We start from the raw sequence: 15,593 nt of genomic DNA, 5'->3' as shown, positions 1-15,593 counted from the left end.
TATAGCCCCGCATTACCGGGGCTTTTTTATGGCAGAATTGCTTCTCCTCCACTGACAAGGACATGTTGTGAACGGTGAACTGATTTGGGTCCTGAGCCTGCTGTTAATCGCCATCATTCTTTTTGCCACGGGCAAGGTGCGCATGGATGCCGTCGCCCTGTTTGTGATTGTCGCATTCGTTCTGAGCGGTACCCTTTCCCTGCCGGAAGCCTTTTCCGGGTTTAGCGATCCCAACGTTATTTTGATTGCCGCCCTGTTTATTATTGGCGACGGGCTGGTACGCACCGGCGTGGCGACGATGATGGGGTCGTGGTTGGTTAAGGTGGCGGGCAGCAGCGAAACCAAAATGCTGATTTACCTGATGCTGACGGTCGCCGGGCTGGGCGCGTTTATGAGCTCTACGGGCGTCGTGGCCATCTTTATTCCGGTCGTGCTGAGCGTCTGCATGAGGATGCAGATCTCCCCGTCGCGGCTGATGATGCCGTTGAGCTTCGCCGGGCTCATCAGCGGCATGATGACGCTGGTCGCAACGCCGCCGAACCTCGTCGTGAACAGCGAACTGATCCGTGAGGGGCTTGAGGGGTTTAGCTTTTTCAGCGTTACGCCGATCGGGCTGGTGGTACTGGTGATGGGCATTATCTATATGCTATTGACCCGTTTCGCGCTGAAAGGGGAGAAGCAGGATAAAGCCAAAGAGGGCTGGAAGCGGCGCTCTTTCCGCGATCTGATTAAAGAGTATCGTCTGACCGGGCGTGCCCGACGTCTGGCTATCCGCCCGGGATCGCCTATGGTGGGGCAGCGGCTGGATGACCTTAAGCTACGCGAACGCTATGGCGCGAACGTCATCGGGGTTGAGCGCTGGCGTCGTTTTCGTCGGGTGATCGTTAACGTGAACGGGGTGTCAGAGTTTCGCGCGCGTGACGTCCTGCTGATTGATATGTCCACCGCAGACGTGGATCTGCGGGAGTTTTGTAGCGAGCAACTGCTGGAGCCGATGGTCCTGCGCGGCGAGTATTTCTCTGACCAGGCGCTGGATGTGGGAATGGCCGAGGTGTCGCTGATCCCGGAATCGGAGTTATTGGGCAAAACCGTGCGTGAAATCGGCTTTCGTACCCGCTATGGCCTCAACGTGGTGGGCCTGAAGCGCGATGGCGTAGCCCTTGAAGGGGCGGTGGTGGATGAGCCGATCCTGCTGGGGGATATCTTCCTCGTGGTCGGCAACTGGAAACTGATTAGCCAGCTCGGGCAGAAAGGCCGCGATTTTGTGGTGCTGAATATGCCGATTGAAGAGAACGATGCATCACCGGCGCACAGCCAGGCGCCCCATGCGATTTTTTGCCTGGTATTGATGGTCGCGCTGATGCTGACGGACGAGATCCCTAACCCGGTGGCGGCGATAATCGCCTGTCTGTTAATGGGCAAATTCCGCTGTATTGACGCCGAAAGCGCTTACAAAGCGATTCACTGGCCGAGCATCATTCTCATCGTCGGGATGATGCCCTTCGCCCTGGCGCTACAGAAAACCGGCGGGGTGGATTTGATCGTGAAAGGCTTAATGGACGCGGGAGGGGGATATGGTCCGTACCTGATGATGGTTTGCCTGTTCGTCATGTGCGCCACCATTGGTTTGTTCATCTCCAATACCGCAACGGCGGTGCTGATGGCGCCCATTGCGCTGGCGATGGCAAAATCGATGGGCGTTTCGCCGTATCCGTTTGCGATGATGGTTGCGATGGCGGCGTCCGCGGCATTTATGACGCCGGTCTCTTCCCCGGTCAATACGCTGGTGCTGGGGCCCGGGAATTATAGGTTCAGTGATTTCGTGAAGCTGGGTGTGCCGTTCACCGTGCTGGTGATGGTGGTGTGCGTGGTATTGATACCGGTCCTGTTTCCGTTCTGAGCATTTTGCCGGGTGGCGGCTACGCCTTACCCGGCCTACAACCCCGTAGGCCCTGCAAGCGCAGCGCCGCTGGGCGAAAATCAGAGTGGCGAATCCTGGCTAATCTCATCCAGTGACAAATGGAAGCTCGGCACAAACACGCGCATAAAGTAGTCCATCTCTTCGCTGCGACGGGATTCCAGCGTTTTTTCCAGACGCGTTTTTGCCAGTAAAAATTCGTTATTCCCGGCGGATAACTCTTCCAGACACTTCAGGTAGGCGCACAGCGCATCGGCCTGCTTAACCAGGGATTTCTCCTCTTCCGTATACTGATGCTCATCGATCAGCGGCCCGAAGATATCGCGCAGCTCTTCAGGCACCATGTCGATCAGCTTCTGCTGGGCAATCTTCTCAATGGCCTTATATTCCTGGGCAATCTGCGAGTTGAAATATTTCACCGGCGTAGGCAGATCCCCGGTCAGCACTTCCGATGCATCGTGATACATCGCCAGCAGGGCGATACGTTCGGCATTCACCTGCCCGTTGAATTTGCGGTTTTTAATCGCGGCCAGCGCGTGCGCGACCATGGCAACCTGCAAACTGTGCTCAGACACATTTTCAGTACGCACGTTGCGCATCAGCGGCCAGCGGTTGATGAGTTTCAGGCGGGAGAGGTGGGCAAAGAAATGACTCTGACTCATAGGTTACCTTATGTCTTCACTGCGACAGACTTCATTGTGCGGGGAGGGGAGGGAAGATGCAAATTTGCGGATGTTGCAGGCCGGGTAAGCGCAGCGCTACCCGGCGGAAAGTCAGCGTTACTGATGGTACCCGGAGAGGAAGCGCCCGAAGCGGCTGATGGCCATCTCGAGATCGTCTTCGCGCGGCAGGGTGACGATACGCACGTGATCCGGCCACGGCCAGTTAAACGCCGTCCCCTGAACCAGCAGCACTTTTTCCTGCAACAGGAAGTCGAGCACCATTTTCTGGTCGTCGTGAATATTGAAGCGCTTCGCGTCGATTTTCGGGAACATGTACAGCGCGCCGTTAGGCTTCACGCAGGAGACGCCCGGAATATCATTAATCAATTCCCATGCGCGGTTGCGCTGTTCATACAGGCGGCCGCCTGGAACGATAAACTCGCTGATGCTTTGATAGCCGCCGAGAGCTGTCTGGATCGCATGTTGCGCCGGTACGTTGGCGCACAGACGCATGGATGCCAGCATCTCCAGCCCTTCAATGTAGCCTTTCGCATGTTTTTTCGGACCGTTCAGTACCATCCAGCCCTGACGGAAACCGGCAACGCGGTAAGTTTTAGACAGTCCGTTAAAGGTGACCGTCAGCAGATCGGGCGCCAGCGCGGCGATAGAGTGGTGCTGCGCCGCGTCGTACAGTATCTTGTCGTAAATCTCGTCGGCAAAGATGATCAGGTTGTGCTGGCGGGCGATCTCGACGATCTCCATCAGCAGCTCTTTTGAATAGACCGCACCCGTCGGGTTATTCGGGTTAATGATCACGATACCCCGGGTGCGCGGGGTAATTTTGGCGCGAATATCATCCAGATCCGGGAACCAGTCAGAGGATTCGTCGCACAGGTAGTGCACCGCTTTACCGCTGGACAGGGACACCGCAGCCGTCCACAGCGGATAATCCGGGGCAGGAACCAGCATTTCATCGCCGCTGTTCAGGAGCGCCTGCATCGCCTGAACGATCAGCTCCGAGACACCGTTGCCAATGTAGATATCTTCAACGGTGACGTCGCGCATACCGCGAGCCTGATAGTGCTGCATGATGGCTTTACGCGCGGAATAAAGCCCTTTTGAATCGCAGTAGCCTTGTGCAGTGGGCAGGTTACGGATCACATCCACCAGGATCTCATCCGGCGCTTCAAAACCAAATGGCGCGGGGTTGCCGATGTTGAGTTTCAGAACCTTATTGCCTTCCTCTTCAAGGCGTTTTGCCTCTTTGAGTACCGGGCCACGGATGTCGTAACAGACGTTGTCGAGCTTGCTGGATTTTTCGATAGGGGACATGAACCTTTAACCTTTTCGCTATTATTGCAACTTCCTGCCGTGGAAGTGAGCACGGAACAATGTACTCCCACCGCGCTTCGTTTTGAAGGGCGCACAGAAGAAGATTTCGTCCAACCGGGCAATGCCGCGGTGATCGCTTACTCTAACGACGGAGTGATTTTGTGCCTGAATTTATCGTGATAAAGAGGGGTGCTGGGTGGTTTATGCTAAAAATTTCATATAAGGATGAATATTATTCTGGAATAAATAAAAAGACGATTCGGGCTGATGCATTAGTCCCCCTGAGTGACCATTCGTAAAACCTGAATGCTGAGATACCGATTGCCATATTAGCAAAGCCAGGTTAAAAGTTACTCATGTGAAATTAATGTTAAGGGTTATTAATGAATGGCCTGAATCTAAATTAAACTTTATTTATTATTAACGACGAAAATGCAACTTTCGTTAATTTTAATAAAAAGAGTGTAGTTGCTTATCATTGGCGGTAAATCCTTAATATTGCAATAAGACTTATAAATATAGTGGATTTGGGTTAAGATGTGTTTCGGGAATGCAGCATAGCGATAGGCCTGTTACGTATATCGGATACTGCTTTCCTGTATTAATCGATTGTTATTGTTAAAATTATCTCTGGCTGATTGGGTAAGTCACATCTTGCTACGTTGCCAACGCTGCGATATAGATGGCAGAAAACATGTCTTACTCTTTATGGTATTAACATCGACCTGCAAACAACGAAATATCCTGGACGCAAGAGAATAAAAATAACGTCATGAAACGTGATTTCTGACTGGTGATATACCGCAGTACAATAACTATCTGTCAGGCAGTCTGCCGGGCCGGGATGCGAGGGAAACTCTTCAGAAGGAATTGCTTAACTGTTACACACAGCTTCAACCCGGGCAGCTCCGCACGAGCAACCTGAAAGTGAAAAGATATGATAAATGCAAATCGTCCGATAATGAATCTCGACCTCGATCTGCTGAGAACGTTTGTTGCGGTCGCCGATCTCAACACTTTTGCAGCAGCTGCTGCCGCCGTTTGCCGTACCCAGTCCGCCGTGAGTCAGCAAATGCAGCGGCTGGAACAACTGGTTGGTAAAGAGCTTTTTGCGCGTCATGGACGTAATAAGCTTTTAACAGAACATGGTATTCAGCTTCTGGGTTATGCCAGAAAGATACTGCGCTTTAATGATGAAGCCTGTATGTCATTAATGTTTAGCAACCTTCAGGGAGTGTTAACATTAGGGGCGTCAGATGAATCAGCAGATACCATTTTACCCTTCCTTCTCAACCGAATTAGCTCGGTTTATCCGAAGCTTGCCCTGGACGTTAGCGTTAAACGCAATGCTTTCATGGTTGAGATGCTGAAAGAAAACGAGGTTGACCTGGTGGTCACCACGCATCGACCTGGCCAGTTTGACAGCCTGACGCTGCGTACTTCTCCAACGCACTGGTACTGTGCCGCGGAGTATGTATTGCAGAAAGGTGAGCCGATACCCCTGGTCCTGCTGGACGATCCGAGTCCGTTCCGCGATATGGTGCTGGCTGCGCTCAACGAAGCCGGTATTCCATGGCGCCTGGCGTACGTGGCGTCAACCTTGCCCGCAGTGCGAGCGGCGGTGAAGGCCGGGCTTGGCGTAACGGCCCGTCCGGTGGAGATGATGAGCCCCGATCTGCGTGTGCTGGGTCAATCCGAGGGACTCCCGTCGTTGCCGGATACGGAGTACCTGCTGTGCCATAACGCCGCCAGCAACAACGAGCTGGCAAAAGTGGTGTTCGAGGCAATGGAAAACTACCACAATCCATGGCAGTACGCGCCTGTTACTCCCGAAGGAGGGGACGACTCCCTGATCGTGGAAGGGGATTTTGAGTGATCATTCCCTCAAAATTCTCGTAACAAAATGTAAGTGCAAAAAAGAGCCACTCGCATGATTTTTTCCTGCGAGTGGTTTTTTTTGCTATTCATAACCGTGAACGGAGCAGGGATAAAGCAAATACCGCTTATTTATCAATGCAGAAAATGTTTTTGGTTAAGATGTAAACAATACCTGTTCTAACTTACCTCATACCCCGCCGATGTTAAAAAAACAGGAAATATGTTGCTGTTTTTTTGATTGAATTAACAAAAGCGTGTCTCAGATCAAGAAAATACTCCCATTTGGGGGGAGGAATCGTTGGCAAATCCTGTCAAAATAGGAGGGTTATTTTTTTTACTTCCAAAACGGACACGATTCAACAAGATGCATTTGACGGAAAGTCATGTACCCACCAGGGTTAAAGGGCACCAAATGTTAATGAGAATCGCATGTTGTAATTTAATGTGAAGAAACCTTTGTTAAAGTTGACAAAAGGTTATAGAAAGGAGTAAAAAACCCCATCATTTTGCTGTCTATGTCTCATTTCTGACAGTTAGTGTAAGGTTATTTTGTTCCTCCCCATGAATCGATGTGATGCCCATCTGCCAGCAAGAGCAGTGTCGTCGGTATCACTTTTGATGAGTAAGCAATGAGTATGTCAACATCCACAGAAGTCATCGCTCATCACTGGGCATTCGCAATCTTTCTTATTGTAGCCATTGGCCTGTGCTGCCTGATGTTAGTCGGCGGCTGGTTCCTGGGCGGTCGCGCCCGCGCAAGGCACAAAAACACACCTTTCGAATCAGGTATTGATTCAGTAGGTACCGCTCGCTTACGCCTGTCTGCCAAGTTCTACCTGGTAGCCATGTTCTTCGTCATTTTTGACGTGGAAGCGCTTTACCTCTTCGCGTGGTCTACCTCCATTCGCGAAAGTGGTTGGGTGGGCTTTGTCGAGGCCGCAATTTTCATTTTAGTGTTACTGGCCGGTCTGGTTTATCTGGTGCGTATTGGCGCGCTGGACTGGACACCTGTGCGTTCACGCCGTGAACACATCAACCCGGAAAACAGTATCTCTAATCGTCAGCAGTAACAGCGAGGCAATAAGATGGATTATACGCTCACCCGCATAGATCCTAACGGTGAGAATGACCGTTACCCCCTGCAAAAACAGGAGATCGTAACCGACCCCCTGGAGCAAGAAGTCAACAAAAGCGTGTACATGGGCAAGCTCGAACATGCCATGCACGACATGGTCAACTGGGGTCGTAAGAACTCCATCTGGCCATACAACTTTGGCCTTTCTTGCTGCTACGTTGAAATGGTGACGTCATTCACTGCGGTGCATGACGTTGCGCGTTTTGGGGCCGAGGTACTGCGTGCTTCTCCACGTCAGGCTGACCTGATGGTGGTGGCCGGGACCTGCTTTACCAAGATGGCACCAGTTATTCAGCGTCTTTATGACCAGATGCTGGAGCCAAAATGGGTTATCTCCATGGGCGCATGTGCAAACTCCGGCGGTATGTACGACATTTATTCCGTTGTGCAGGGCGTTGATAAGTTCATTCCGGTGGATGTGTACATCCCGGGCTGCCCGCCGCGTCCAGAGGCCTATATGCAGGCGCTGATGCTGCTCCAGGAGTCAATTGGTAAAGAACGCCGCCCGCTTTCATGGGTTGTTGGCGATCAGGGTGTCTATCGCGCGAACATGCAGTCTGAGCGCGAGCGTAAACGTGGTGAACGTATTGCCGTCACCAACCTGCGTACGCCTGACGAAATTTAATTTGCGCCTGTGGGCCTGGAGAACACCTTCGCATATCACTACTCAAATAGCGCGAAGCCAGGCTTAACAGTCACCACGGACCATTTGCAATGGTGAACAATATGACCGACTTAACCGCGCAAGAAGCCGCCTGGCAGACCCGGGATCATCTCGATGACCCCGTCATTGGCGAACTGCGCAACCGTTTTGGGCCGGATGCCTTTACTGTTCAGGCCACCCGCACCGGGGTACCCGTTGTTTGGGTGAAGCGTGAGCAATTACTGGAAGTTGTCGATTTCCTCAAGAAATTGCCAAAACCTTACGTCATGCTGTTTGACTTACACGGCATGGACGAACGTCTGAGAACGCACCGCCAGGGTCTCCCTGCTGCGGATTTTTCCGTTTTCTACCACCTGATCTCAATAGACCGCAACGCGGATATCATGCTCAAGGTGGCATTGTCTGAAAACGACATGCATCTGCCGACGATCACCAAACTTTTCCCGAACGCCAACTGGTACGAGCGTGAAACCTGGGAAATGTTCGGCATGACCTTCGACGGTCACCCGCATCTGACGCGCATCATGATGCCGCAGACCTGGACCGGCCACCCGCTGCGTAAAGACTACCCGGCACGCGCCACCGAATTTGACCCGTTTGAGCTGACCAAAGCCAAGCAGGATCTGGAGATGGAAGCGCTGACCTTCAAGCCGGAAGACTGGGGCATGAAGCGCGGCACCGAAAACGAAGACTTCATGTTCCTCAACCTCGGTCCAAACCACCCGTCTGCGCACGGTGCATTCCGTATTATTCTTCAGCTTGACGGCGAAGAGATTGTCGACTGCGTGCCTGACATCGGCTATCACCACCGTGGTGCCGAGAAGATGGGCGAGCGTCAGTCCTGGCACAGCTACATTCCGTACACCGACCGTATCGAATACCTCGGCGGCTGCGTGAACGAAATGCCATACGTGCTGGCCGTTGAGAAGCTGGCAGGCATCACCGTCCCGGATCGCGTTAACGTGATTCGCGTGATGCTGTCTGAACTGTTCCGTATTAACAGCCACCTGCTGTACATCTCCACGTTCATTCAGGACGTCGGCGCGATGACGCCGGTCTTCTTCGCCTTTACCGACCGTCAGAAAATCTACGATCTGGTGGAAGCGATTACCGGTTTCCGTATGCACCCGGCCTGGTTCCGCATCGGCGGTGTGGCGCACGATCTGCCGCGCGGCTGGGACCGTCTGCTGCGTGAATTCCTCGACTGGATGCCAAAACGTCTGGCGTCTTACGAGAAAGCCGCGCTGCGTAACTCCATCCTGAAAGGCCGTTCCCAGGGCGTTGCTGCCTACGGCGCGAAAGAAGCGCTGGAGTGGGGAACCACAGGTGCTGGCCTGCGTGCGACCGGGATTGATTTCGACGTGCGTAAAGCGCGTCCTTACTCTGGTTACGAGAACTTCGACTTTGAAGTCCCGGTTGGCGGCGGCGTATCCGACTGCTACACCCGCGTGATGCTGAAAGTGGAAGAGCTGCGCCAGAGCCTGCGCATCCTTGAGCAGTGCCTCAACAACATGCCGGAAGGCCCGTTCAAGGCGGATCACCCGCTGACGACGCCGCCACCGAAAGAGCGCACGCTGCAACATATCGAAACCCTGATCACCCACTTCCTGCAAGTTTCCTGGGGCCCGGTCATGCCGGCACAGGAATCCTTCCAGATGATTGAAGCGACCAAGGGTATCAACAGCTACTACCTCACCAGCGACGGCAGCACCATGAGCTACCGCACCCGCGTGCGTACGCCAAGCTTCGCGCACTTGCAGCAGATCCCGGCCGCCATTCGCGGCAGTCTGGTCTCCGACCTGATTGTGTATCTGGGTAGTATCGATTTTGTTATGTCAGATGTGGACCGCTAATTATGCACGAGAATCAACAACCACAAACCGAGGCTTTTGAGCTGAGTGAAGCAGAGCGTGCCGCCATTGAGCACGAGATGCACCACTACGAAGACCCGCGTGCGGCGTCCATTGAAGCGCTGAAAATCGTACAGAAACAGCGTGGTTGGGTGCCGGATGGGGCGATCTACGAGATCGCAAAAGTGCTGGGCATTCCGGCAAGTGACGTAGAAGGCGTAGCCACGTTCTACAGCCAGATCTTCCGTCAGCCGGTAGGCCGCCATGTGATCCGCTACTGTGACAGCGTGGTCTGCCACATCACCGGTTATCAGGGCATTCAGGCTGCGATTGAGAAGAAACTCAATATCAAGCCGGGCCAGACCACCTTCGACGGACGCTTTACTCTGCTGCCAACCTGCTGCCTGGGTAACTGCGACAAGGGGCCGACCATGATGATTGATGAGGACACTCACAGCCATCTGACGCCGGAAGCGATTCCTGACCTGCTGGAGCAGTACAAATGAAAACTGTAATTCGTACTGCTGAGACGCATCCGCTGACCTGGCGTCTGCGTGATGACAAACAGCCGGTCTGGCTCGACGAATATCAGAGCAAAAACGGCTATGCCGGCGCGCGTAAAGCCCTTGGCGGCATGGCGCCGGACGACATCGTTAACGCGGTGAAAGAGTCTGGCCTGAAAGGCCGCGGCGGCGCGGGCTTCTCCACCGGTCTGAAGTGGAGCCTGATGCCGAAAGATGAATCCATGAACATCCGTTACCTGCTGTGTAACGCCGATGAAATGGAGCCGGGTACCTATAAAGACCGCCTGCTGATGGAACAGCTGCCGCACCTGCTGGTTGAAGGCATGCTGATCTCCGCGTTCGCGCTGAAAGCGTACCGTGGCTATATCTTCCTGCGCGGTGAATACATCGAAGCGGCTGAAAACCTGCGTCGCGCGATTGCCGAAGCCACTGAAGCCGGTCTGCTGGGTAAAAACATCCTGGGCACCGGGTTTGACTTCGAGCTGTTCGTGCACACCGGTGCCGGGCGTTATATCTGCGGTGAAGAAACCGCGCTGATTAACTCCCTGGAAGGCCGCCGCGCGAACCCGCGCTCCAAGCCACCGTTCCCGGCAAGCTCCGGCGTGTGGGGTAAACCGACCTGCGTCAACAACGTCGAAACCCTGTGCAACGTCCCGGCGATCCTCGCGAACGGCGTGGAGTGGTATCAGGGCATCTCCTCAAGCAAAGATGCCGGTACCAAGCTGATGGGCTTCTCCGGTCGCGTGAAGAACCCTGGCGTCTGGGAGCTGCCGTTCGGCACCACCGCACGCGAAATTCTTGAAGACTACGCCGGCGGCATGCGCGATGGCCTGAAATTCAAAGCCTGGCAGCCGGGTGGGGCAGGGACGGACTTCCTGACCGAAGCCCACCTTGACCTGCCAATGGAGTTCGAAAGCATTGGTAAAGCAGGCAGCCGTCTGGGTACGGCGCTGGCGATGGCCGTCGACCATGAGATCGGCATGGTATCCCTGGTGCGTAACCTGGAAGAGTTCTTCGCCCGCGAGTCCTGCGGCTGGTGTACACCGTGCCGTGATGGTCTGCCGTGGAGCGTGAAGATCCTGCGTGCTATCGAACGTGGCGAAGGCCAGCCTGGCGATATCGAGACACTTGAGCAACTGTGTCGATTCTTAGGGCCGGGTAAAACCTTCTGTGCCCACGCACCGGGCGCCGTCGAGCCGCTGCAAAGCGCGATTAAATATTTCCGCGACGAATTCGAAGCAGGCATCAAGCAGCCGTTCAGCAATACCCATTCGATCAATGGTATTCAGCCGAACCTGCTGAAAGCGCGCTGGTAAAAACAGAATTTTGATTAACGCTCGGTTTCGGCCGAGCCAACTGGAAGCATGCTAATGGCTACGATTCATGTAGACGGCAAAGAATACGAAGTCAACGGGGCGGACAACCTGCTGGAAGCTTGTCTGTCTCTTGGCCTCGATATTCCGTACTTTTGCTGGCATCCGGCGCTGGGCAGCGTCGGTGCTTGCCGCCAGTGTGCGGTGAAGCAATATCAAAACGCGGAAGACACGCGTGGTCGCCTGGTGATGTCCTGTATGACGCCAGCCGCCGAAGGCACCTTTATTTCGATTGATGACGAAGAAGCCAAACAGTTCCGTGAAAGCGTGGTGGAGTGGTTGATGACCAACCACCCGCACGACTGTCCGGTGTGTGAGGAGGGCGGTAACTGCCACCTTCAGGATATGACCGTCATGACCGGTCACAGCTTCCGTCGCTATCGCTTTACCAAGCGTACCCACCGTAACCAGGATCTGGGGCCGTTCATCTCTCACGAAATGAACCGCTGCATCGCCTGCTACCGCTGCGTGCGTTATTACAAAGATTATGCAGACGGACAGGATCTGGGCGTATATGGCGCGCATGACAACGTCTACTTCGGTCGTCCGGAAGACGGTACGCTGGAAAGCGAATTCTCCGGTAACCTGGTAGAAATCTGTCCGACCGGCGTATTCACGGATAAAACCCACTCTGAACGTTACAACCGTAAATGGGACATGCAGTTTGCGCCAAGCATCTGCCAGCAGTGTTCCCTTGGCTGTAACACCAGCCCGGGCGAGCGCTACGGCGAACTACGTCGTATCGAAAACCGTTACAACGGTACCGTTAACCACTACTTCCTCTGCGACCGCGGTCGTTTCGGCTATGGCTATGTGAACCTGAAAGACCGTCCGCGTCAGCCGGTACAGCGCCGTGGCGATGACGTCATTACCCTCAACGCTGAGCAGGCGATGCAGGGCGCGGCGGATATTCTGCGTCAGTCGAAGAAAGTGATCGGCATCGGTTCCCCGCGCGCCAGCATCGAAAGCAACTTCGCGCTGCGCGAGCTGGTTGGGGCGGAAAACTTCTATACCGGTATCGCCCAGGGCGAGCAGGAACGTCTCCAGCTGGTGCTGAAAGTGCTGCGTGAAGGCGGCATTCATACGCCTGCGCTGCGCGAAATCGAATCTTATGATGCGGTTCTGGTGCTGGGTGAAGACCTGACGCAGACTGGCGCACGCGCTGCCCTGGCGGTTCGTCAGGCGGTGAAAGGCAAAGCACGTGAAATGGCAGCGGCGCAGAAAGTGGCTGACTGGCAGATTGCGGCCATCCTCAACATCGGTCAGCGCGCGAAGCATCCTCTGTTTGTGACTAACGTCGACAACACCCGTCTGGACGATATCGCCGCGTGGACCTACTGCGCGCCGGTTGAAGATCAGGCGCGCCTCGGCTTTGCCATTGCCCACGCGCTGGACAGCAACTCGCCGGCCGTTGAACTGGATCGCGACCTGCAAAACAAGGTCGACGTGATTGTTCAGGCACTGGCGGGGGCGAAGAAACCGCTGATTATTTCCGGTACCAACGCCGGTAGCGCTGAAATCATTCAGGCCGCAGCGAACGTTGCCAAAGCCCTGAAGGGCCGTGGCGCTGACGTCGGTGTGACTATGATTGCCCGTGCGGTGAACAGCATCGGTCTGGGTATGATTGGCGGCGGCTCGCTGGAAGACGCGTTAAGCGAACTGGAATCCGGTGCCGCTGACGCCGTTGTGGTGCTGGAAAACGACCTGCATCGCCATGCTTCTGCCGCTCGCGTTGACGCCGCGCTCTCCAGAGCGCCGCTGGTGATGGTTATCGACCATCAGCGCACCGCGATCATGGACAAAGCGCACCTGGTTCTCTCTGCGGCAAGCTTCGCAGAAAGCGACGGGACGGTGATCAACAACGAAGGCCGCGCCCAGCGTTTCTTCCAGGTTTATGACCCGGCCTACTACGACAGCAACACCGTGATGCTGGAAAGCTGGCGCTGGCTGCACTCTCTGCACAGCACCGTGCAGAGCCGTGAAGTGGACTGGACGCAGCTCGACCACGTTATTGACGCGGTTGTTGAGAAACTGCCTCAGCTGGCGGGCATTAAAGACGCCGCGCCTGACGCAAGCTTCCGCATTCGCGGCCAGAAACTGGCGCGTGAGCCGCACCGCTACAGCGGTCGTACCGCGATGCGCGCCAACATCAGCGTGCACGAACCGCGTCAGCCGCAGGATAAAGACACTATGTTTGCCTTCTCGATGGAAGGGAACAACCAGCCGTCTGCGCCGCGTTCGCAAATCCCGTTTGCATGGGCACCGGGCTGGAACTCCCCGCAGGCATGGAACAAGTTCCAGGCTGAAGTGGGCGGTCACCTGCGCCACGGCGATCCGGGCGTGCGTCTGATTGAAGCCTCCGAAACCGGTCTGGACTTCTTCACCACCGTTCCGGCGAGCTTCCAGGCGCAGGAAGGTCACTGGCGTATTGCACCGTACTACCATCTGTTCGGTAGCGACGAAATGTCCCAGCGTTCTCCGGTATTCCAGCAGCGTATGCCGCAGCCGTACATCAAGCTCAACCCGGCGGATGCCGCGAAGCTTGGCGTTAACGCGGGTGCGAACATTGCCTTTAGCTACGACGGCCAGACAATCAGCCTGCCGCTGATTATTTCTGAACGCCTGTCAGCAGGGCAGGTGGGTCTGCCGATGGGTATGCCTGGCATCGCGCCGGTCCTGGCGGGTGCGCATCTTGATAACCTTCAGGAGGCAAAAGCATGAGTTGGTTAACGCCGGATCTTATCGACATCCTGCTGAGCATTCTGAAAGCGGTTGTGATTCTGCTGGTGGTCGTCACCTGCGGCGCGTTCATGAGCTTTGGTGAACGTCGTTTGCTCGGTCTGTTCCAGAACCGTTACGGACCGAACCGCGTGGGCTGGGGTGGTTCACTCCAGCTGGTCGCGGACATGATCAAGATGTTCTTTAAAGAGGACTGGGTTCCGCGCTTCTCGGACCGCGTGATCTTTACGCTGGCGCCGATGATTGCCTTCACCTCGCTGCTGCTTGCGTTTGCTATCGTTCCGGTCAGCCCGACCTGGGTGGTGGCTGACCTGAACATCGGCATTCTGTTCTTCCTGATGATGGCAGGCCTCGCGGTTTACGCGGTGCTGTTCGCAGGCTGGTCCAGTAACAACAAATACTCGCTGCTGGGTGCGATGCGTGCTTCCGCGCAGACGCTGAGCTACGAAGTGTTCCTGGGTCTCTCTCTGATGGGCGTGGTGGCGCAGGCCGGCTCATTTAACATGACCGACATCGTCAACAACCAGGCCGACATCTGGAACGTTATCCCGCAGTTCTTTGGGTTTATTACCTTTGCCATCGCGGGCGTGGCGGTATGTCACCGTCACCCGTTTGACCAGCCAGAAGCCGAACAGGAACTGGCCGACGGTTACCACATTGAATATTCCGGTATGAAGTTCGGTCTGTTCTTCGTGGGCGAGTACATCGGTATTGTCACCATTTCCGCGTTGATGGTAACGCTGTTCTTTGGTGGCTGGCATGGCCCGTTCTTACCGCCGTTCATCTGGTTCGCGCTGAAAACCGCGTTCTTCATGATGATGTTCATTTTGATTCGCGCAGCGTTACCGCGTCCGCGTTATGACCAGGTAATGTCCTTCGGCTGGAAAGTGTGCCTGCCGCTGACGCTCGTCAACTTGTTGGTAACGGCGGCTGTCATTCTCTGGCAGCAGCCATAAGGGGCTTTGAGATCATGACCTTAAAAGAATTATTGGTAGGTTTCGGCACTCAGGTACGCAGTATCTGGATGATCGGCCTGCATGCGTTTGCCAAACGCGAAACCCGGATGTACCCGGAAGAGCCGGTATATCTGCCGCCGCGCTACCGTGGACGTATCGTGCTGACGCGCGACCCGGACGGTTCCGAGCGTTGCGTTGCCTGTAACCTGTGTGCGGTAGCGTGTCCGGTGGGCTGTATCTCTCTGCAAAAAGCAGAGACGGTAGACGGCCGCTGGTACCCTGAGTTCTTCCGCATCAACTTCTCACGCTGCATTTTCTGCGGTCTGTGTGAAGAAGCGTGCCCAACCACGGCGATTCAGCTGACTCCAGACTTCGAGCTGGGTGAGTACAAGCGTCAGGATCTGGTGTACGAGAAAGAGGATCTGCTGATTTCCGGTCCGGGCAAATACCCGGAATATAACTTCTACCGGATGGCGGGTATGGCAATCGACGGCAAAGATAAAGGCGAAGCAGAGAACGAAGCTAAGCCTATCGACGTCAAGAGCCTGTTACCGTAAGGAGA

General features: G+C 55.0%; 12 protein-coding genes. 10 read left to right on the top strand and 2 right to left on the bottom strand.

Annotated elements, in window-relative coordinates; all coding sequences use genetic code 11:
• Positions 1-67 precede the first annotated feature (67 nt).
• Positions 68-1,900, top strand: a complete 1,833-nt coding sequence (locus IPZ49_RS01335) for an SLC13 family permease (protein WP_017693001.1) — start codon at positions 68-70, stop codon at positions 1,898-1,900.
• Between the two features lie 80 nt (positions 1,901-1,980).
• Here the strand turns inward: IPZ49_RS01335 and yfbR are convergent, their stop codons facing one another.
• Together yfbR and alaA are read right to left on the bottom strand one after the other, a co-directional pair.
• Entirely contained in the window at positions 1,981-2,580 is a 600-nt protein-coding gene (gene yfbR, locus IPZ49_RS01330; RefSeq protein WP_003861468.1) for a 5'-deoxynucleotidase, read from the bottom strand.
• Positions 2,581-2,697: 117 nt separating this feature from the next.
• Positions 2,698-3,912 (bottom strand): alanine transaminase AlaA, encoded by a 1,215-nt coding sequence (alaA, locus tag IPZ49_RS01325; RefSeq protein ID WP_003861471.1) that lies wholly within the window; start codon positions 3,910-3,912, stop codon positions 2,698-2,700.
• A gap of 937 nt (positions 3,913-4,849) precedes the next feature.
• Here alaA and lrhA point away from each other — a divergent pair.
• From lrhA to nuoI, 9 genes are all read left to right on the top strand, one after another.
• Entirely contained in the window at positions 4,850-5,788 is a 939-nt protein-coding gene (gene lrhA / locus IPZ49_RS01320; RefSeq protein WP_017693002.1) for a transcriptional regulator LrhA, read from the top strand.
• A 631-nt stretch (positions 5,789-6,419) separates the two neighbouring features.
• Positions 6,420-6,860, top strand: coding sequence for an NADH-quinone oxidoreductase subunit NuoA (gene nuoA / locus IPZ49_RS01315; protein ID WP_003861475.1), 441 nt, complete (start codon positions 6,420-6,422; stop codon positions 6,858-6,860).
• A gap of 15 nt (positions 6,861-6,875) precedes the next feature.
• Entirely contained in the window at positions 6,876-7,550 is a 675-nt protein-coding gene (nuoB, locus tag IPZ49_RS01310; protein WP_003861482.1) for an NADH-quinone oxidoreductase subunit NuoB, read from the top strand.
• Between the two features lie 89 nt (positions 7,551-7,639).
• Positions 7,640-9,442, top strand: a complete 1,803-nt coding sequence (gene nuoC / locus IPZ49_RS01305) for an NADH-quinone oxidoreductase subunit C/D (RefSeq protein WP_072204069.1) — start codon at positions 7,640-7,642, stop codon at positions 9,440-9,442.
• 2 nt (positions 9,443-9,444) lie between these two features.
• Complete coding sequence (gene nuoE, locus IPZ49_RS01300) at positions 9,445-9,945, top strand: NADH-quinone oxidoreductase subunit NuoE (RefSeq protein ID WP_006176513.1); 501 nt, start codon at positions 9,445-9,447, stop codon at positions 9,943-9,945.
• Entirely contained in the window at positions 9,942-11,279 is a 1,338-nt protein-coding gene (gene nuoF, locus IPZ49_RS01295; protein ID WP_003861487.1) for an NADH-quinone oxidoreductase subunit NuoF, read from the top strand. The genes nuoE and nuoF overlap by 4 nt, the downstream gene beginning before the upstream one ends.
• 54 nt (positions 11,280-11,333) lie before the next feature.
• A complete protein-coding gene (gene nuoG / locus IPZ49_RS01290; RefSeq protein ID WP_003861488.1) occupies positions 11,334-14,057 on the top strand; it encodes an NADH-quinone oxidoreductase subunit NuoG in 2,724 nt (907 codons plus the stop codon).
• A complete protein-coding gene (nuoH, locus tag IPZ49_RS01285) occupies positions 14,054-15,031 on the top strand; it encodes an NADH-quinone oxidoreductase subunit NuoH (RefSeq protein WP_003861490.1) in 978 nt (325 codons plus the stop codon). Before nuoG ends, nuoH begins: the two co-directional genes overlap by 4 nt.
• Before the next feature lie 14 nt (positions 15,032-15,045).
• Entirely contained in the window at positions 15,046-15,588 is a 543-nt protein-coding gene (gene nuoI, locus IPZ49_RS01280) for an NADH-quinone oxidoreductase subunit NuoI (RefSeq protein ID WP_003861491.1), read from the top strand.
• Positions 15,589-15,593: the final 5 nt, after the last annotated feature.

This window comes from Enterobacter cloacae complex sp. S2, from assembly GCF_015159675.1.
Classification (GTDB): Bacteria; Pseudomonadota; Gammaproteobacteria; order Enterobacterales; family Enterobacteriaceae; genus Enterobacter; species Enterobacter intestinihominis.
Note: the sequence above shows the minus strand (reverse complement) of the source record. Positions and strands in the feature narration are given on the sequence as shown.

Coding starts and splice junctions, on each gene's coding strand:
- alaA (WP_003861471.1), bottom strand. CDS start 3,912: ATGTCCCCTATCGAAAAATCCAGCAAGCTCGACAACGTCTGTTACGAC.
- nuoA (WP_003861475.1), top strand. CDS start 6,420: ATGAGTATGTCAACATCCACAGAAGTCATCGCTCATCACTGGGCATTC.
- nuoI (WP_003861491.1), top strand. CDS start 15,046: ATGACCTTAAAAGAATTATTGGTAGGTTTCGGCACTCAGGTACGCAGT.
- nuoG (WP_003861488.1), top strand. CDS start 11,334: ATGGCTACGATTCATGTAGACGGCAAAGAATACGAAGTCAACGGGGCG.
- yfbR (WP_003861468.1), bottom strand. CDS start 2,580: ATGAGTCAGAGTCATTTCTTTGCCCACCTCTCCCGCCTGAAACTCATC.
- nuoC (WP_072204069.1), top strand. CDS start 7,640: ATGGTGAACAATATGACCGACTTAACCGCGCAAGAAGCCGCCTGGCAG.
- nuoB (WP_003861482.1), top strand. CDS start 6,876: ATGGATTATACGCTCACCCGCATAGATCCTAACGGTGAGAATGACCGT.
- nuoF (WP_003861487.1), top strand. CDS start 9,942: ATGAAAACTGTAATTCGTACTGCTGAGACGCATCCGCTGACCTGGCGT.
- nuoE (WP_006176513.1), top strand. CDS start 9,445: ATGCACGAGAATCAACAACCACAAACCGAGGCTTTTGAGCTGAGTGAA.
- nuoH (WP_003861490.1), top strand. CDS start 14,054: ATGAGTTGGTTAACGCCGGATCTTATCGACATCCTGCTGAGCATTCTG.
- lrhA (WP_017693002.1), top strand. CDS start 4,850: ATGATAAATGCAAATCGTCCGATAATGAATCTCGACCTCGATCTGCTG.